This is a genomic window from Blastococcus aurantiacus (assembly GCF_900102425.1).
GTDB lineage: Bacteria > Actinomycetota > Actinomycetes > Mycobacteriales > Geodermatophilaceae > Blastococcus > Blastococcus aurantiacus.
Genome location: NZ_FNBT01000003.1, coordinates 378,095 through 396,150 on the forward strand (window position 1 = coordinate 378,095; position 18,056 = coordinate 396,150).

Genomic DNA, 18,056 nt, shown 5'->3' on the forward strand with positions numbered 1-18,056 from the left:
CCTCAGATCCGGCGGTGGTCGGTGGGGGCGTTGCGCGGCCCGAAGCGGGGCGCCCGCGCCACCCCGTTGACCAGCAGCAGCCGCACGACCCGGTGGCGCTGACCGGTCCAGGGCTCGAGCAGCGTCATCATCGCGTCGTCGTCGGTGCGGGCGGCCCCGGTGAGCGCGAAGCCGACCTGGTTCTTCAGGTGGTAGTCGCCGTAGCTCACCGTGTCGGGACAGCCGAACACCCGCTGCACCACCTCGGCCGCGGTCCACCGTCCGATGCCGGGGACCGTCGTCAGCCGGCGCTGCAGATCGGCGGAGTCGAGCGCCTCGGGCGGCTCCATGCGGGCGGCCACCGACGCGACCGCGCGCAGCGCCCTGCGGCGGGCGCCGTCCAGGCCGCAGCGGTGCCACTCCCAGTCGGTCACGTCCAGCAGCCGGCGGGGGGACGGCGGCACCCGCATGCCGTCGGGCGCGGGCCCCGGCGCCGGCTCCCCCGCCAGCCGCAGCAGCGCCCGCCACACGCGGTGCGCCTCGACAGTGGTGACCTTCTGCTCCAGGACGGCGGGCACCAGGGCGTCCCACGTCCGCTCCGTACGGCCCAGCCGCAGCCACGGGGTCGTGCGCTGCAGCCGGGTGAGCAGCGGATGACCCGCGCAGTCCAATGCGTCCGCGTCGTCCGCGGCGCCCAGCCAGCCGGGCACCCGCCGGCCGGCCCACTCGGCGCCCGGCCCCCACGCGGCGGTGCGGACCTCCCCGGCCGCGACGGTGATCCGGACGGTGGCCGCGCCGTCGGGCGTGGTGGTCACCCGCCAGGTGCTCTCGGGCGCGAACCGCAGCGTGGGGTCGCCCGTTCCCCGCAGGTGCACCCCGAGCGTCCGGCGGACGTCGAGCGGCCAGTCCGGCCGGAAGGCGGACTCGAAGGCCGGATCGGTTCCCGCCATACGGGCCTGCGTGGGGGTGCTCAGGGCGCGCTCCGGGGTGCGAGGTGGCGGTGCTCGCCTCGGGGTGGGTCAGCGGAGCACGACGGTACCCGGGATCAGCGGGCCGTCAGCCGAAGCGGCCGCCGTACCGGGACTCCACCTCGGCGAGCAGCTGCTTGACCCGTTCGGCGTCGGCCACGGGGCAGACCATGGTGACGTCGGCGGTGTGCACCACGACGCAGTCACGGACACCGAGCAGCGCCACCAGGTGGTCCGGGTCGTCGGAGAGGACGACGTTGCCGGAGCTGTCCAGCAGCACCCGCAGGCCCCGCCCGGCGTTCCCGTCGTCGTCGGCCTCGAGGGTGTGCGCCAGCGCCGGCCACGACCCGATGTCGAGCCATTCGACGTCGAGGTCGACGACGGCGACCCGCCCGGGCTCCGCGGCCGCGGGCTCCAGCACCGCGTAGTCCACGCTGATCTTCGGCAGGGTCGGGAAGACCTCCGCGAGGACGGCGTCGCGCTCGGGCCCGGCGGGTGCGGCCACGATGCGCGCCAGGCCCTCGGCGGACTCCGGCAGGTGGTCGGCGAGCGCGTCGAGCACCGTCCGCGCCCGCCAGACGAACATGCCGGAGTTCCAGAGGTAGTCCCCGGAGGCCAGGTACGCCTCGGCGGTCGCCCGGTCCGGCTTCTCCCGGAAGGACACCGCCTCCGCCGCGCCGGGCACCTCCGTCGGGGCGCCCTTCTGCACGTAGCCGAAGCCCGTCGCCGGGGACGTCGGCGTCACGCCCAGGGTCACCAGGGCCGTCGGCCGGGCAGAGAGGAGGTCGTAGGCGGTGGTCAGCGCCGCCCCGAAGGCCTCGACGGGCCGGATGACGTGGTCGGCGCTCACGACGGCGAGCTCGGCGTCGGGGTCGACGTCGGCCACCAGCGCGGCCGCGAGCCCGACGGCGTTGGCGGTGTCCCGCGCCGTGGGCTCCAGGACCAGCCGGTCGGGCTGCAGCCGCGGGAGGGCCGCGCGCACCAGGTCCGCGTAACGGGCCGCGGTGCAGACCCAGATGCGGTCGGGCGGCAGCACCGTCTCGAGGCGGGTGAACGCCTCGGCCAGCAGGCTGTGCGCGCCGCCCTCGGCGTCGGCCACCACGTCGAGCAGCTGCTTCGGGCGCTGCGCCCGCGACAGCGGCCACAGCCGGGTGCCCGAGCCGCCGGCCATGATCACGGCGTGCCGCACCTCAGCGCTCCCCGGGACCGGTGTCGCCCGTCGCGGTCGCGCGGCGCCCCTCGCCCGCGCCGAGGGAGTCCAGGTCCGCGGCCCGGCGCTGGAACCGGGCGCCGGCGGCCACCCGGCCGCTGACGTAGGAGAGCAGCATCCGGGCGCCGAGCCCGGCGCGCAGCGCGCCGCGCAGCGGGAGGTTCGACCGGCCGGGGTACTGGCCGGACATGTAGCGCAGGGCGCTGGCGTGGTGCACGCGGCGCATGCGGTACGGGTCGCGCTGGGTGGCGTGGCCGCCCTCGTGGACCACCACGGCGGAGGGGACGTAGACGTGCAGCCAGCCGCGCCGGCCCAGCCGCTCGGCGAGGTCGACGTCCTCGAAGTACATGAAGTAGCCCGGGTCGAAGCCGCCCACCGACCAGAAGGCCTCCAGGTTCACCAGCAGGCAGGAACCGGACAGCCAGCCGGCCGGCCGCTCGCGCGGCGCCTCCCGCTCCCGCCGGTAGCGCGCCGTCCAGGGGTTGGCCGGCCAGGCCCAGCCCAGCAGCGCGTGCCCGGCACCGGTGGACAGCCGTGGGAGGTCACGGGCCGAGGGGTAGAGGTCGCCGTCCGGCGTCTTGATGGCCGGCCCGATGGTCGCGGCCCGCGGCCACCGCTCCGCCGCCTCCAGCAGCTCGTCGATCGAGCCGGGCTCGAAGTGCAGATCGGGATTGGCGACGATCGCGTAGCCGCTGGTCAGGCCCGAGAGGCCGGCGTTGGCCGCGGCGCCGTAGCCGATGTTGCCCCCGGTCCTCAGCACCCGGACGTTCGGGTACTCCGCAGCCGCGCGCTCCGGTTCGCCGTCGGTCGAGCCGTTGTCCGCCAGCACGATCTCCACCGGACGGGTGGTGGCGGCAGCGACCGACTCGACGAAGCCGCGGAGGACCGCTCCGGGCGAGTAGGTGACCGCCACCACCCGCAGCGGGAGGTCGGCAGGGGCTGATCGCATGGCAAGAACGTAACGGTCGGGGGAACCGGGCGGCCGCGCCCGCCCGCCGACCCGGCCTCCCGCGCTCGCCCGCCGGACGGCGCCGGTCGTGTATGCAGTGACCGTTGCCGCGGGCCGCCCGGCCCTGCCCGGCACGACGACCCCGAGGGCGGAGATGAGCACGCAGGTGTCGCCGAGGACCACCCCCGCGGAGCCGGCCGCTCCCCCACCGGTGTCGGGCGGCCGCACCGCGTGGCTGCGCCCGGTCCTGCCGTGGGTCCTCGTCCCCCTCGCCGTCCTCGCCGGGTACCTCGTGCTGCCCCCGGCGGCCGAGCTGCGGGCGCAGTACCAGGCCTCGGCGCTCGTGCTGGTGTCCACACCGCTGCTGGCCTGGCTGCTCACCCGCGCCTCGCCCGTGGCGCACCACTGGGCCGGGGCCGTGACGGCGGCCCTGCTGCCCGCGCTGAGCCTGATCGCGCTGGACGGCACCGACTGGTACTTCTCCGGCCCCAGGGGTGACCAGTCCTTCCGCATGGAGTACGTCACCCGGTTCGCCGACTCCCTCGCGCTGCAGGACTACACCTACCGCGACGTGCCGGCCTTCTACTCGCCCGGCTGGTTCTGGCTCCAGGGGCTGGTCAGCCAGGTCACCGACGTCGAGGCGTGGCGGCTCTACAAGTGGGCCTCGATCGTCACCCTGTACCTCGCGGTGGTCGTGGCCTTCGCGCTGTGGCGGCTGACCTGCAGCACCCGGCTCTCGGCGCTGCTCGTGGCAGTCACGGTGGTGGGCCTGCCCGCTGTCGGTTCGGGATGGCTGGGCGCGCAGACGCTGATGTTCTCGGGGGCCTACGAGCCCTACGGCTGGCTTGTCGCCCTGCCCACGCCGGCCCTGCTGGCCTGGTTCGCGAGCGCCCGCGGCCAGTTCTCCTGGCGGCGGGGCCTGGCGCTGGGAGCGGCGCTGGCCGCGGCGGCCTGGCTGTACCTCCTGTACGCGCTCGTGGCCGTCGTCGGCGTGCTCGCCGTCGCGGCCTGGCGCCGGCACGACACCGCCCGGCTGCGGGAGGTCGTGGTGGCCGGCCTCACCTCCGTGGTGCTGGTGTCCCCCTGGCTGGTCCGCTTCGTGGTCGAGTACCTGGCGGCCGGTCTCCCGCCCGCGGCGGCGACCACCTGGGTCGAGGGCGAGGACTCCTACGTCCACCTCGTGACCGCGAGCGCCTCCCCCTGGCTGTGGGTGGCCCTGCTCGGCGCCGGCGGCCTGCTGGTGCTCGACGGGGAGCGGCACCGGCGGCTCCGCGGCGTGCAGGCGCTCGGCGTCGCGGTGCTGCTCCTCGGCGTGGTCCAGCTCGTGGCGGGCCAGGCCTCGGGCGGCGTCCTGTTCCACCGGATCCTGCTGGTGCTGGGGCTGTGCCTCCTCGCGGCGGCGGTGCTGACGCTGGCCGCGGTCGCCCCGGACCTGCGGACCCGCGTCCTCGCCGGCCGCCCGGGGCTCCCGCTGCGCCGGCTGGCCTTCGCCGTGCTCACGGTGCTGCTGTTCCTCAACTTCTCGGCGCACGCCCGCGAGTGGATGAACCGGGACGTCGACCTGAGCCGGCTGGCCCACAACCACCCCTACCCCGACGGCACCCTCCCCGCGCTGGCCTCGACCGAGGGGCGCGAGGAGGCCGCGGACGAGGAGCCCGGCGAGGCGCCCGTGACCGAGGTGTCCGAGGCGATCCGGAGCACGGCGCGCGCGGCCGGGCAGGAGGAGACCGGCGTCGTCCTCACCGACCGGATCCCGCTGCTGGCCACCCAGCCCTTCCACGCCTACCAGCAGTGGTGGGGGCTGTACGCCAACCCGCTGGGCGAGTACGCCGAGCGGCGGACCTTCCTCGAGTCGCTCGAGGGCCTGCCTGCCGACCGGTTCGTCGAGCGGCTGCGGGCCGAGGAGCAGGGCCCCAGGGTGTTCGCCCTCGAGGTCGAGGACGGCGAGGTGACCTTCGACTCCACCGACCGGGACGCCGGCGGCGACCGCGGCGACGCCTGGTCGGTCAGCTTCCCGGTCGAGCTGCTGGAAGGGCCCGGATTCGAGAGCACGCGCGTCGGCGACTGGCTCGTGGCGGCCCTCCGGAAGGAGTGAACGAGCCCCGGTCACGCCGGGCCGGTTGCCGTCCGGACGGTATCGTCACGACCCGTGACCTCTTCCGGACCTGATCTCGTCGTCGTCGGCTCCGGGTTCTTCGGGCTGACCGTGGCCGAGCGCGTCGCCACCCAGCTCGACCGGCGGGTGCTCGTCATCGACCGCCGCGACCACATCGGCGGCAACGCGTACTCCGCGCCCGAGCCGGAGACCGGCATCGAGGTCCACGTCTACGGCGCCCACCTGTTCCACACCTCCAACGAGCGCGTGTGGAACTACGTGAACCAGTTCACCGAGTTCACGAACTACCAGCACCGCGTCTTCAGCATCTACCAGGGTCAGACGTACTCGCTGCCGATGAACCTGGCCACCATCGGCCAGTACTTCGGCCGCAGCTTCTCCCCCGCCGAGGCACGCGCCCTGGTGGCCGAGCAGGCCGGTGAGATCGACACCGCCGAGGCCGCCAACCTCGAGGAGAAGGCGATCTCGCTCATCGGGCGCCCGCTGTACGAGGCGTTCATCCGCGGCTACACGAAGAAGCAGTGGCAGACCGACCCCACCGAGCTGCCGGCGGCGATCATCGCCCGGCTGCCGGTCCGCTACACCTTCGACAACCGCTACTTCAACGACACCTACGAGGGTCTGCCCAAGGACGGGTACACCGCCTGGCTGACCCGCATGGCCGAGCACCCGAACATCGAGGTGCGGCTGAACACCGACTACTTCGACGTCCGCGACGAGCTGCCGCAGGACGTGCCGACCGTCTTCACCGGCCCGATCGACAAGTACTTCGACTACGAGGCCGGCGAGCTCGGCTGGCGCACGCTGGACTTCGAGACCGAGGTCCTGCCGATCGGCGACTTCCAGGGCACCTCGGTCATGAACTACGCCGACGAGGACGTGCCCTACACCCGGATCCACGAGTTCCGGCACTTCCACCCGGAGCGCGACTACCCCGCGGACAAGACCGTGGTCGTGCGCGAGTACTCGCGCGCCGCCGCCCCCGGTGACGAGCCGTACTACCCGATCAACACCCCGGAGGACCGCGCCAAGCTGGAGCGCTACCGGGAACTGGCCGCGAAGGAGGCCGCCGAGAAGCGGGTTCTCTTCGGCGGCCGGCTGGGCACGTACAAGTACCTCGACATGCACATGGCGATCGGGTCGGCCCTCACCATGTTCGACAACCGCATCCGGCCCTTCTTCGACCAGGGCGGGTCGCTCGACGGCCGGCTGGAGGACTGATCCCCCGATGACCACCACCACCGCACGGCCGGACGTCGCCGGCGCCACCGACGGCGCCGACGCGGCCGGAACCCTCCTGCAGCGGGTCCTCCTGCCGCGCCCCGAGGACCCGGCGAAGGTGCGCACCCTCTACGTCGAGGAGACCACCGACCGGCTGCACGTCGCCGACCGCGCCCGCGGCTCGGTCCCCGCGGGCGCCGAGATCTCCTTCGCGACGTACTTCAACGCCTTCCCCGCCGCCTACTGGCGGCGCTGGACGACGCTGCCGAGCGTGCTGCTGCGCCTGGAGCTGCGCGGCACCGGGCGGGTCGACGTGCACCGCTCCAAGGCCGACGGCACCGTCGTCCACGACCGCTCCGCCACGGTCACCGGGGACGGCACCGTCGAGCTGGAGCTCGACCTCATGCCGTTCGTCGACGGCGGCTGGTACTGGTTCGACCTCGTCGCCGACGACTCGCTCGAGCTGGTCGAGGCCGGCTGGTACGCCGCCCGCGCGCCGGAGCGCGAGGGCCGCCTGGCCGTGGGCATCTGCACCTTCAACCGCCCCGCCGACTGCGTCGCGGCGATGTCGACCATCGCGTCGGACCCGGTTGTCTCCGGCGAGCTCGCCGCCGTCGTCGTCGCCGACCAGGGCAACCGGAAGGTGCGCGACGACGCCGGCTTCGCGGCGACGGCCGACGCGCTGGGGAACCGGCTGCACCTGGTCGAGCAGGGCAACCTCGGCGGCAGCGGTGGCTTCGCCCGCGCCATGTACGAGACGCTCGAGAACACCGACGCCACGCACCTGCTCTTCCTCGACGACGACGTCCAGCTCGAGGCCGACAGCCTGCACCGGGCGCTCACCTTCAGCCGGTACACGACCGAGCCGGTGCTCGTCGGCGGCCAGATGCTGCACCTGCAGAACCGCTCGGTTCTGCACACCATGGGCGAGGTCGTCGACCGGCACGCCTTCCTCTACCGGCCCGCCGCCTACGCCGAGATGCAGCACGACTTCGCCGAGGACTCCCTGCGCGAGACCGCGGAGCTGCACCGCCGGGTCGACGTGGACTACAACGCCTGGTGGATGTGCCTGATCCCCCGCGAGGTCCCGGAGAAGATCGGGCTGCCCCTCCCGCTGTTCATCAAGTGGGACGACGCCGAGTACGGGCTGCGTGCCAAGTCCGCCGGGTACCGGACGGTCACCCTGCCGGGCGCGGCGATCTGGCACCTGGCGTGGACCGACAAGGACGACGTCAGCGACTGGCAGGCCTACTTCTTCGCCCGCAACCGGCTGATCGCGGCGGCGCTGCACAGCCCGCACCGGGACGGCGGCGGCATCCCGGGCAGCGCGATGAAGGCCGACCTCAAGCACCTGCTCAAGCTCGAGTACTCCGCGGTCGCGCTGCACGTGAAGGCCTACGAGGACTTCCTCGCCGGACCGTCCGCGGTGTTCGCCTCGCTGCCTACGGCGCTGGCCGACGTCCGCGCGCTGCAGCAGCAGTACCCCGACAGCCGGGTGGTGACCGCCGACGTCCCGGACCCCGAGATGGACGCGGTCGTCGTCGAGGGCATGGCGCAGCCGCCCGTGGGCAAGGTGGCCATCGCCAAGGCGCTGCTGCGCGCCGCACGCCAGGCGGTCCGGCCGGCCCGGCCGGCGGGTGGGCGCCCGCAGCTGCAGGTGCCGGCGCAGGACGCCCAGTGGTTCGTGCTCTCCCAGCTCGACAGCGTCACCGTGGGCACCGCCGACGGCCGGGGCGTCACCTTCCGGCACCGCGACCCCGCCACCGCCAAGCGGCTCGCGAAGCGGTCCGTGGAGCTGAACCGGGAGATCCGCCGCCGCTTCCCCGAGCTGTCGGAGCAGTACCGCGCGGCGTGGGACGAGCTGACCTCGAAGGAGGCCTGGCGCGCGGCGTTCGGGGAGTAGAAGGACCCGCCCTCACGGGCGGGTGAAGCGCTCCCGGCGTCCCTGGCGGACGAGGCCCAGCCACGAGCGCAGACCTGCGACGTCGCGGCGGGCGAGGAAGAACCAGGAGAACCGCACGAGCTCCAGCGGGAACAGCCACCGCATGCCCGGCTGGGCCATCAGGTAGCCGCGGTTGCGGTAGGTGAAGAAGCGCTTGGTCTCGTCGGCCGGGTACTGCGCCGAGAGCCGCCCGGCGAGGATCGGCTGGAACTCCTGGGTCCCCTCCGGGTGCAGGTACGCGGCTCCCAGGCAGGTACCGAACCGCAGCCCTGACCGGACCAGGCGGCGGTGCAGCTCGGTCTCGTCGCCGCGCAGGAACAACCGGTAGTCCGGCACCCCCACGGCGTCGAGCGTCTCCGCCCGGAACAGCGCGCCGTTGAACAGCGAGGCATAGCCGGGGAGCAGGTCCAGGCCCGCGAAGTCCGCCCGCTCCCGGCGCCAGCGCAGCCCCCGGCGCAGCGGGAAGGCCAGCAGGTGCGGGGCGGCCTTGTCGACGACGGCCGGCGAGACCTCGGCCAGATCGTGGGTGCGCGCGCACTCCAGGAGCGTGGCCAGCACGGTCCCGTCGGCCGGGCGACCGTCGTCGTCGGCGCACCACACCCAGTCCGCCCCCTGGGCGAGGGCGGTGAGCATGCCGAGCGCGAAGCCCCCGGCGCCGCCGAGGTTCCGCTGCGAGGGCAGGTAGGTGGTGGGGACGTCGGCCGCCGCGACCACGGCGGCGGTCTCCTCGTCGGCCCCGTTGTCCACGACGACCACCGCGTCCACCGGCCGGCTCTGCCCGGCCAGGGCGGCCAGGCTCTCCGCCAGCAGCGCCGGGCGCCGGTGGGTGACGACGACGGCGACGACCCGGTCGGGCCGTTCCGTGCCGGGAGTGGGCACGGGAGCCGGGAGGGTCACGTGCGGCTCGCTGCGTCGTCGAGCCAGGGGTCCCGGCCCTTGTAGGCGGTGAGGACCTCGCGCAAGCCACCCCGCTGCTTGACCCGGCCGTGCTCCATCCAGATGGCCGAGGTGCACAGCCGGCGCAGGAACTCGTCGGAGTGGGAGGCGAAGACCAGCAGGCCGGCGCGCTTCACCAGCTCCTCCAGCCGGTCGCGCGCCTTCTCCAGGAACGCTGCGTCGACGGCGCCGATCCCCTCGTCGAACAGCAGGATCTCCGGGTCGATGCTGGTGACCACGCCCAGGGCCAGCCGCACCCGCATGCCGGTGGAGTAGGTGCGCAGCGGCATCGCCAGGAAGTCGCCGAGCTCGGTGAAGTCCGCGATCTCGTCGACGCGGGCCTCCATCTGCTTGCGGCTCATGCCCAGGAACAGGCCGCGGATCATGATGTTCTCGTAGCCGGAGATCTCCGGGTCCATCCCGACGCCGAGGTCGAAGACCGGCGCGACCCGCCCCTCGATGTGCGCCGTCCCGCTGGTCGGCGCGTAGATGCCCGAGAGCAGCCGCAGCAGCGTGGACTTGCCGGCGCCGTTGTGCCCGACCAGGGCGACCCGGTCGCCCTCCTCGATGGTGATGTCGATGTCGTGCAGGGCCTGGATGACCGGCACCTTGCGGTCGTCGGAGCTGATGTTGCCGCCGACCATGCCGAGGACGGCCTTCTTCAGCGACCGGGTCTTGGCGTCGAAGATGGGGAAGTCGACGCTCGCCTGCCGGGTCTCGATGCGGACCACGTGGGAATTCCTCTCAGACCCAGTAGGGGACGCGCGTGCGGTAGCGGCGCATCGCCCACAGGGTCACCGCCCAGCCGACGAGCGTGAGGACCAGGACGACCGCCCAGTGGCGCCAGACCGTCTCCTCACCGAGCATCGGCCGCCGGATCATCTCGATGTAGTGCAGGAACGGGTTGATCTCGGCCAGACGCGCGCGCTCGGCGATGGCCGGGTTGGGGCTGTTGAGGAAGTCCTCGTAGATCCACACGATGGGCGTGAGGAAGAACATCAGCTGGACGACGCTGCCGATGATCGGGTTGAGGTCGCGGAACCGGCTGCTGGCCATGCCGAAGAGCAGAGCGACCCAGGCGCCGTTGAGCGCCAGCAGCGCGAAAGCGGGGAACGCGAGCAGGCTCGACCAGTCCAGCGGCTGCGGCCAGATGAACAGCATGACCGCGTAGACGATCAGGTTGTGCGCGAACAGCAGCGTCTGACGCCACACCAGCCGGTAGACGTGCACCGAGATCGGCGCCGGGAGGTGCTTGATCAGCCCCTCGTTCTTGATGAAGACGTCGGCGCCCTCGAGGATGCAGCCGGAGATGAACGCCCAGACGATGAAGCCGACCAGGATGTAGGGCAGCTGCTCCTCGAGCGGGTTGCCGAACAGGCCCGCGTAGAGGATGCCCAGGGCCACGGCGGTGACCGCCATGCTGATGGTGATCCAGATGGGGCCGAGCACCGAGCGGCGGTAGCGCTGACGGATGTCCTGCCAGCCCAGGTGCGCCCACAGCTCGCGGGACCGCCAGCCGGCGACGAGATCCTTCCTGGCACCTGCCCAGGCAGCGTTCGACGACGCGGTGACAGCCACGTTGGTCGAGGCTACCGTCCAGGGAGCGCGCTCCGCCCTCCTCGGTGGTCCCACGGGGCTGCAGGGGCGCACGGGTCGGCAGGGGCACCGGGGCACGCCCGGCGCCGGGCGGAGGGCCCCAGGGCGCACCTGGGCCGCGTCTACCCTCGCCGCATGTCGTCGCTCCGGCCGGCGCAGGGGCGGGCAGCCCACCCGCGTCTGCTCCTGATCCTGCTCGCGGCACTCTCCCTGCTGTCCTCCGTCGCGTTCGTGCTGGCGCCGGTGGAGCGCACCGAGGCCGTCTACTCCTGGCCGTCGGCCCCGGGGGACGCGACGGCGGTGGCGATCCCCCTCATGCTCGAGCGGCCCGCCGACCTGACCGCCAGGATCGGGTGTGCCGCCGCTCGCGACGCCGAGCCGGGCACGGTCCTGCTGTCCACCACGACCCTCGAGCAGAAGCCGGGCGTGGCGCCGCTCCCCGGACTGCGGGTGACCGCGGCCGAGGACGGCCTGCAGGTCCGGAGCGCCGGCTCGGACCTGGACACCCAGCCCGTCCCGGCATCCGGGGACTGCCGGTGGGAGCTGCGCTCGACACCCGAGGCGACGGCGCTGCTGCTCGACGGCGAGCCGGTCGCGGAACTTCCCGGCGACCACCGCCCCTCGGTCGCCGGCGTGTTCTCCGAGGTCTCCGATCCCCGGGGCCTGTCGGTGGACGTCACGGCCGACACCGTCTTCCAGACCAGCCCCACCGGGCTGAAGATCGGGCTGGGCGCTCTCGCCCTCCTCGCCCTGGCCGCATCGCTGGCGCTGCTGTTCCTCCGCGAGCGGACAGCTCCCGCCGTCGCCCGCACGGCCGCCACCGACGAGGGGACGGAGTCGGCACCCGGGGACGGGCGGCGTGGCCCTGTCCGGGTGGTCGTCGACGCGGCGGTCGTCGCGGTGCTCGCCGGATGGACCGTGATCGGACCGGTGACCGTCGACGACGGCTACATCGCCGGCATCGTGCGCAGCCGCGAGGCGAACGGCTACGTCGGCAACGTCTACCGGTGGTTCAACGCGCCCGAGGCACCGTTCGGCTGGTTCTACGAGCTGTTCGACGCCTGGTCCGCGGTGAGCACGTCCATGGTGTGGATGCGCATCCCCTCGGCGCTCCTCGGCGTGGTCACCTGGCTGCTCGTGGGGCGCGCGCTGCTCCCGCGTCTGGGCGCCTTCACCCGGCGTCCCGGCACGTACCTCGTCGCAGCGATCGCCTTCGCCCTGTGGTGGTTGCCGACCGGGCTCGGCCTGCGCCCCGAGGCCTGGGTGGCTGCTGGTCTGGCCGCCGTCGTCGTGCTGGTCGAGCGAGGACTGGCCCGCGAGCGGCTGCTGCCCATCGCCCTCGCCCTCGCCGTGGCGTCGGCGACCCTCGCCGTGACCCCCACCGGGGCCGTCGCGTTCCTGCCCGTCCTGGTGGCCCTGGTGCCGATCCTGCGGATGGCCCGTCGGTCGCCGGTCGGGACCCTTCCCGCCTGCGCCGTGGCGTCGGCCGCCGTGGCCGCGGGGCTGCTGCTCATGTTCGCCGACCAGTCCCTGGCCGGCGTCCGGGTCGCCACCGCCTTCCGCAACGAGTTGCCGGGCGCCGTTCCGTGGTGGACCGAGATCCAGCGGTGGTACGACCTCCTGTCCACCGGCAACCAGCAGGGCTCGCTCGCCCGCCGGGTACCGGTCCTCCTCGGCCTCGTGGCCCTCGCCGGGCTCTCCTGGCAGTGGATCTCCGGGCGCTGGCCGGCGGACGTCGCGCGCAGCGTGGCCGGGCGGCTGATGGGCACCTTCACGCTGTCCCTGGTCGTCCTGCTCTTCACACCCACCAAGTGGACGATGCACTTCGGCGCCTTCGTGCCGGTCGGTGCCGCCCTGCTGGTGATCGCCGTCCACTCCTTCGGACGGGCGCGGTCCACGGCCGATGAGCCGGCTCCTCTGCTGCCCCGGCTCATCGGGGTCTGCCTGGTCCTGGTGGTCTCCGCGGTCTGCTGGGCGGGGTGGAACCGGTGGGCGTTCGTCTCCAACCGGGAGGTGACGTTCAACGACATCCCGCCGCAGTTCCTGGGCGTCCAGGTCACTGCCGTGTTCCTGACCCTGGCGGTGGTCGCGGCGGGCGCGGGCGCCGCCGTGCTCCTGCGCGCCCGGCTGCGGGAGGACCCGGAGCGGGACGTCCCGGCACCCCGCTGGATGCCGACAGCCGCCATGGTGGCGGTGCCGGTGATGCTGCTCACGATCGCACTCCCTCCGGCGACCTTCCTCAAGGCCGCCTGGGAGCGCCGGGACACCTACACCCCCGCGTCCGACGTCTTGGCCACCGTGCAGGGTCGGCCGTGCGGTCTCCCGGAGAAGCTATTCGTGGAGCCCGATCCCCGCGCCGGCCTGCTCACCCCGGTACCGGCGAGCGGCGGGGACGCCGGTGGGCCGGAGCTCGACGGCTTCGTCCCCGTCGACGACCCGAGCCTCTCCCCGGCGCCGACGCTCTCCATGGCCGGCCAGCGCCTGCCCGGCTGGTCGGCGACCGGCCACACGGCCGCGTCCGGCGACGGACCGGCGACCCTCACCACCGACTGGTTCCGGGTGCCCGACTCCTTGCGCGAGGAGCGGCTGCCCCTGGTGGTCACGGTCGCCGGGGACCGGGGCGTCGGCACCGAGCTCCTGGCGGAGTTCGGCACGCTCGACGGTGACCGGGTGACCGTCCTCGGGGACGTCCCCGTCCCCGAGGCGGGAGGCGCGCCGGCGGCCCGGGACGCGCGGCTCGACGCCTCGGCCGTCCCCCCGCAGGCGGGCCTGGTGCGACTGGTGGCCACCGATCGCGGCACCGCCGGGGAGTTGCCGCTCTCGGTGGCGGTCCCACGCGTGCCGGTGACGGAGCCGTTCTCGGACGTGGTCGACACGGAGACCCCGGTGCTGGTCGACTGGCCGGTGGCCTTCGTCTTCCCGTGCCAGACCCTGGCGGTCCAGGCGGCGGGCCTCACGGACGTGCCGCGCTGGCGCATCACCCCCGCCCCCGGTGACCCCGCGGGGGAGATCGTCGTCGCTCCGTTCGTCGGTGGCCCGTACAGCGCCGCCGACAGCCTCGTCGAGGCGACGCCGTTCCCGGTCTACCTGGAGAACCGCAGCCAGGAGAGGCTCGTGCAGCTGCTCGCGTGGACGCCGCGCCTCGAGCTGGCCGAGCCGCGGCGTTCTGGGGCCACGCGGACGGTCACGGGCTGGGGCGGCTGAGGGGCGCCGCTGCGTGCGCCTGCTGTGATTGGTGCGACCACGGGGGATGTCTGGGTCCAGGCGGACGGGAGGACCGTGGCTTCCCCACCGATCCGCCGTGTCGGACGGCCCCCCCGCTCCTCCCCCGGATCTACCCTCGATCGGACCGATGTCCGCCCGGCGATCGACCGGGCGGACGCCCGCCGGTGGTGCGCACGAGCACGGGCGGCGCCGGCCGACACCACCGCGAGCAGTGAGGACATCCGTGAGCCGAGACCGGAACGAGCCCGACGACCGTCCCGGTCGTCCGCTCCCGCCGAGCCTCGATCCACGCGCCGGCCGTCCGCCGCGCCGGTCGGCCGATCGTGCCGCCCCGCACGCCGACGGCACCGTGCGGAAGGGTCCCGGCGCCCGCCGCGCCGCCACCGCCGCCCGCGCGCTGGCCACCGTGCTCTCCCTGGTCCTGCTGATCGGCAGCGGCTGGGGCTGGTACCTGGGTCAGGTCGCCGACGCCTCGGTCAACCGCACCGACGCCATCCCGACCGACGGCAACACCGGCGGCGGCGGCTCCGCGATGAACCTGCTGCTGGTCGGCAACGACAGCCGCACGACGCTGTCCAAGGAGCTCCAGTCGGAGCTGCATACCGGTGGTGACCAGGGGTTCAACACCGACACGATGATCCTGGTGCACGTGCCGGCCGACGGGTCCCGGGCGTCCTTCGTCTCCTTCCCCCGCGACTCCTACGTGGAGATCCCCGGCTACGGGAAGGACAAGCTCAACGCGGCCTACGCCTACGGCCGGCAGAACGCCCCCGAGGGCGCCTCCGAGGAGGAGAAGTCGGGGCAGGGCGCCCAGCTGCTGGTCCAGACCATCAGCGGTCTGACCGGCCTGAAGATCGACCACTACGCCGAGGTCGACCTGCTCGGCTTCTTCAACCTCACCGAGGTCGTGGGCGGCGTCGAGGTCAACCTGTGCCGGGCCGTGGACGACCGCAAGTACTCCGGCGCCGTCTTCCCGGCGGGGCCGCAGGTGATCTCGGGCGCGGACGCCGTCAAGTTCGTCCGACAGCGCCACGGGCTGCCCCGCGTCGACCTGGACCGCATCGTGCGCCAGCAGGTCTTCATCGGTGGCGTGCTGCGCAAGATGCTCTCCGAGGACGTCATGCTCGACCTGGGCCGGCAGCGCCAGCTCGCCGAGGCCGCCTCCAAGGCGCTCACCGTCGACCGCGACCTCGAGCTGCTCGACCTGGCGCAGCAGATGCAGTCGGTCACCGCGGGGAGCATCGAGTTCCAGACCATCCCGATCGTGACTCCTGACGGGCGCGACGAGGATGGTCGCTCGATCGTCCAGCTCGAGGACCAGGAGACCCTGCACGCCTTCTTCGCCGACCTCTCGGCGGAGCCGGAGAAGCCCGGGACCCCGTCCACCCCGACCAGCGAGGCGCCTCCCACAGCGGCGCCGTCGGAGGTCACGGTCGAGGTCCTCAACGGCTCGGGCACCCCCGGACTCGCGGGCACCGCCGCCGAGGCGCTCACCGCCGCCGGGTACGTCGTCGCCAGCACCGGCAACGCCGACTCGATGGACCACACCCGGACCCAGATCCGCCACGCCGCCGCAAGCAAGGTCCTCGCGACGACGCTGGCGAAGGAGATCCCCGGGGTGAAGCTGACCGCCGACGAGAACGTGCCGGCCGGCACGACCCGCCTGGTCATCGGCTCGGACTTCAACGGCATCGGGCAGGCGGTGACCAAGCAGGCCGCTCCCGAGACGACGGGCAAGGCTCCTGCCCGCACCGCCGCCGACTCCTCCTGCATCAACTGACGGCGGGGGCCGCTCCCCGGGCTCGTCGACGCCTCGTGTTCGCCGGCTGTTAACCTCGGCCGGCCGTTCCCGGCGCCGGTCCGCCCGTGTGTGCGGCGCCCACCCTGCAGAGGAGACAGGCCCCTGCTGTCCCACCTGGCCCTGGACGACGAGGCTCTGTCGTTCACCGCTCCGCCCGAGGACGCCGACCGGGTCGTCGACCTGCTGCTCGGTGGCCGGCGCATCTGGTCCTTCCGCGTCTCGGCGACCGAGCCCGATCCGTCGGGCGAGGCGCACCGCCGGCGGCTGCCGTGGCCGCGACCTCTGCGGCCCTACCTGACCGGGACCGGCACGATCGGCCTGCGCCCGATCGACGGCGGTCCGGACGTGCTCACCGCCGCCGCGCGGTTCGGCGACGCCGACCAGCCGCTCCGGTTCGACGACCGCCACGGCATCGGGCTCGTCATCAACAAGTTCGGGCGGATCGGCCACGCCCTGGCCGACTACGACCCCGGCATGGTGCAGCGCCTGCTGGACAACCTCGACCGCATCCGCGCCGCGCTCGCCGAGCAGCGGCCCGACCTGCCCGTCTACGTCATGAGCGGCACCCTGCTCGGCCCCTACCGGGACGGCCGGATCATGCCGCACGACGACGACGCCGACCTCGGTTACCTGAGCCCGCACACCCACCCCGCGGACGTCGTCCGCGAGGCCTTCCAGCTTGGGCGGATCCTGCGGGCCGCCGGGTTCGAGGCCCTCCGGGCCTCGGCCGGCCACGTGCAGGTGCACTTCAGCCACGAGGGCCGGCCCGACGCCTACGTCGACCTCTTCACCGGGTTCATCGACGAGGAGAGCTGGTGGCAGCACACCTTCGCCATCCGGCTGCAGGCGCGGCGCGATCAGGTCGTCCCCACGATCACCATCGACGTGGAGGGTCGCCCCGAACCCGCGCCGCGGGAGCCCGAGCTCATGCTCGAGGCCAACTACGGCCCGGGGTGGAAGGTGCCCGACCCCTCCTACCGGTTCGACATCCCGCGCTCGGTGCAGGACCGGTTCTGGGGCTGGTTCTCCGACTACGGCATGGACCGGACCATGTGGGAGGACTTCTACCGCTACGACATCGAGGGCGCCCGCGTGCCGCTCGGCAGCGCGCCGTCGGACTACGCCCGGTGGCTGGCCGACCGGATCCCGGCCGGGGCGCGGGTGCTCGAGCTCGGCGCCGGACGCGGGCACGACGCCCTGTGGCTGGCCGGGCAGGGCTTCGACGTCGAGGCGCTGGACTACGTGCGCTGGCCGATGCGCGCGGCCGCGCAGACCGCCGAGGACCAGGGTGCCGGCGTCCGGTTCCGGGTGCTCAACCTCTACGACCTGCGCCGGGTGATCACGCTGGGCGCCGAGATGGCCGCCCGCCGGGAGCCGCTGGTCGTCTACGCCCGCGGGCTGCTGGGCAACTACTGGGACATCGGGCGCCCCATCCTGCTGCGGGGCCTGTCGATGCTGCTGCGCAGCGGCGGTCAGGCGCACCTGGACGTGCCCCGCTCCAGCCTGATGCCGCAGCCGGGCACCGGCATCCCGATGCACCGCGCCGTCGCCGTGGAGATGCTGCGCGCGGAGATGGCCCCCTACGGGCTGCGCATCGACGAGGTGCACGACGCCGACGAGGTCGTCGAGCACACCCCCTGGGAGACGGGCACCGACCCGCTCCCGACGACGAGGATGGTGGTGACATGGCAGCGACCGGTGCGGTGAAGCGGCTGGTGCGGGCTCCGGCGAAGGCGTTCCGGAAGGCTCTCTTCCCCGACTACGAGGTGGTGCTGCGCGACATCCGGCTGGCGTTCGACTCCCTCGAGGCGGCGCACCAGGGCATCGCCGACCTCCAGGTGGAGAACGCCGCGCTGCGGGCCCGCCTGGACGAGGCCCACCTGCGGCTGGACGAAGACCACGGCCGGCTGGACGAGGCGCTCCCGCGGCTGACCGACGGCCTGCTCGAGGAGCGGCGGCTCAACCTGCGCATCGCCGAGCTGACCGACCTTGTGACCGAGGTCGTGCTGCCGCTGCACGACCGCGACATCGACCCCCAGCGCCTGCAGCGGCTGGCCGCGGACACGCTCTGAGCCGGTCCCCCACCGGTGGCCCTTCGCGGCCGCCGGTGGCG

Annotated in this window: 13 protein-coding genes; 7 read left to right on the plus strand and 6 right to left on the minus strand. The window is 73.6% G+C overall.

Annotated features, from left to right (window positions below):
• Positions 1–2: 2 nt before the first annotated feature.
• From BLS70_RS08470 to BLS70_RS08480, 3 genes are all read right to left on the minus strand, one after another.
• On the minus strand, positions 3–929 hold the full coding sequence (locus BLS70_RS08470; protein WP_091765761.1) for a DNA-3-methyladenine glycosylase family protein: 927 nt from the start codon (positions 927–929) through the stop codon (positions 3–5).
• A gap of 106 nt (positions 930–1,035) precedes the next feature.
• A complete protein-coding gene (locus tag BLS70_RS08475; RefSeq protein WP_091765765.1) occupies positions 1,036–2,136 on the minus strand; it encodes a mannose-1-phosphate guanylyltransferase in 1,101 nt (366 codons plus the stop codon).
• 1 nt (position 2,137) lies between these two features.
• Positions 2,138–3,106, minus strand: coding sequence for a glycosyltransferase family 2 protein (locus BLS70_RS08480; RefSeq protein WP_091765768.1), 969 nt, complete (start codon positions 3,104–3,106; stop codon positions 2,138–2,140).
• 154 nt (positions 3,107–3,260) lie between these two features.
• Here BLS70_RS08480 and BLS70_RS08485 point away from each other — a divergent pair, with 154 nt between their 5' ends.
• Genes BLS70_RS08485 through BLS70_RS08495 form a run of 3 tightly spaced genes read left to right on the plus strand, consistent with a single transcriptional unit; the run spans position 3,261 to position 8,346 of the window.
• Positions 3,261–5,201, plus strand: a complete 1,941-nt coding sequence (locus BLS70_RS08485; protein WP_091765771.1) for an arabinofuranosyltransferase — start codon at positions 3,261–3,263, stop codon at positions 5,199–5,201.
• Between the two features lie 54 nt (positions 5,202–5,255).
• Positions 5,256–6,443: a UDP-galactopyranose mutase gene (gene glf, locus BLS70_RS08490; RefSeq protein WP_091765773.1), complete on the plus strand. Its 1,188-nt coding sequence runs from the start codon at positions 5,256–5,258 to the stop codon at positions 6,441–6,443.
• A 7-nt stretch (positions 6,444–6,450) separates the two neighbouring features.
• Positions 6,451–8,346: a glycosyltransferase gene (locus BLS70_RS08495; RefSeq protein WP_091765775.1), complete on the plus strand. Its 1,896-nt coding sequence runs from the start codon at positions 6,451–6,453 to the stop codon at positions 8,344–8,346.
• Between the two features lie 12 nt (positions 8,347–8,358).
• Here the strand turns inward: BLS70_RS08495 and glfT1 are convergent, their stop codons facing one another.
• The 3 genes from glfT1 to wzm are packed head-to-tail and all read right to left on the minus strand — an operon-like array spanning position 8,359 to position 10,899.
• A complete protein-coding gene (gene glfT1, locus BLS70_RS08500) occupies positions 8,359–9,282 on the minus strand; it encodes a galactofuranosyltransferase GlfT1 (protein WP_255362332.1) in 924 nt (307 codons plus the stop codon).
• Positions 9,279–10,052, minus strand: coding sequence for a galactan export ABC transporter ATP-binding subunit Wzt/RfbE (gene wzt, locus BLS70_RS08505; protein WP_091765779.1), 774 nt, complete (start codon positions 10,050–10,052; stop codon positions 9,279–9,281). Before wzt ends, glfT1 begins: the two co-directional genes overlap by 4 nt.
• A gap of 13 nt (positions 10,053–10,065) precedes the next feature.
• The gene (gene wzm, locus BLS70_RS08510; protein ID WP_091765782.1) at positions 10,066–10,899 is read right to left on the minus strand and encodes a galactan export ABC transporter permease subunit Wzm/RfbD; all 834 of its coding nucleotides are present in this window, start codon (positions 10,897–10,899) and stop codon (positions 10,066–10,068) included.
• 153 nt (positions 10,900–11,052) lie between these two features.
• Here wzm and BLS70_RS08515 point away from each other — a divergent pair, with 153 nt between their 5' ends.
• From BLS70_RS08515 to BLS70_RS08530, 4 genes are all read left to right on the plus strand, one after another.
• On the plus strand, positions 11,053–14,121 hold the full coding sequence (locus BLS70_RS08515) for an arabinosyltransferase domain-containing protein (protein WP_091765783.1): 3,069 nt from the start codon (positions 11,053–11,055) through the stop codon (positions 14,119–14,121).
• A gap of 244 nt (positions 14,122–14,365) precedes the next feature.
• Positions 14,366–15,922, plus strand: coding sequence for an LCP family protein (locus tag BLS70_RS08520; protein ID WP_255362333.1), 1,557 nt, complete (start codon positions 14,366–14,368; stop codon positions 15,920–15,922).
• Between the two features lie 90 nt (positions 15,923–16,012).
• The gene (locus BLS70_RS08525; RefSeq protein WP_091765789.1) at positions 16,013–17,650 is read left to right on the plus strand and encodes a class I SAM-dependent methyltransferase; all 1,638 of its coding nucleotides are present in this window, start codon (positions 16,013–16,015) and stop codon (positions 17,648–17,650) included.
• On the plus strand, positions 17,629–18,015 hold the full coding sequence (locus tag BLS70_RS08530; protein ID WP_091765792.1) for a DUF6752 domain-containing protein: 387 nt from the start codon (positions 17,629–17,631) through the stop codon (positions 18,013–18,015). The genes BLS70_RS08525 and BLS70_RS08530 overlap by 22 nt, the downstream gene beginning before the upstream one ends.
• The last annotated feature ends 41 nt before the right edge of the window (positions 18,016–18,056 follow it).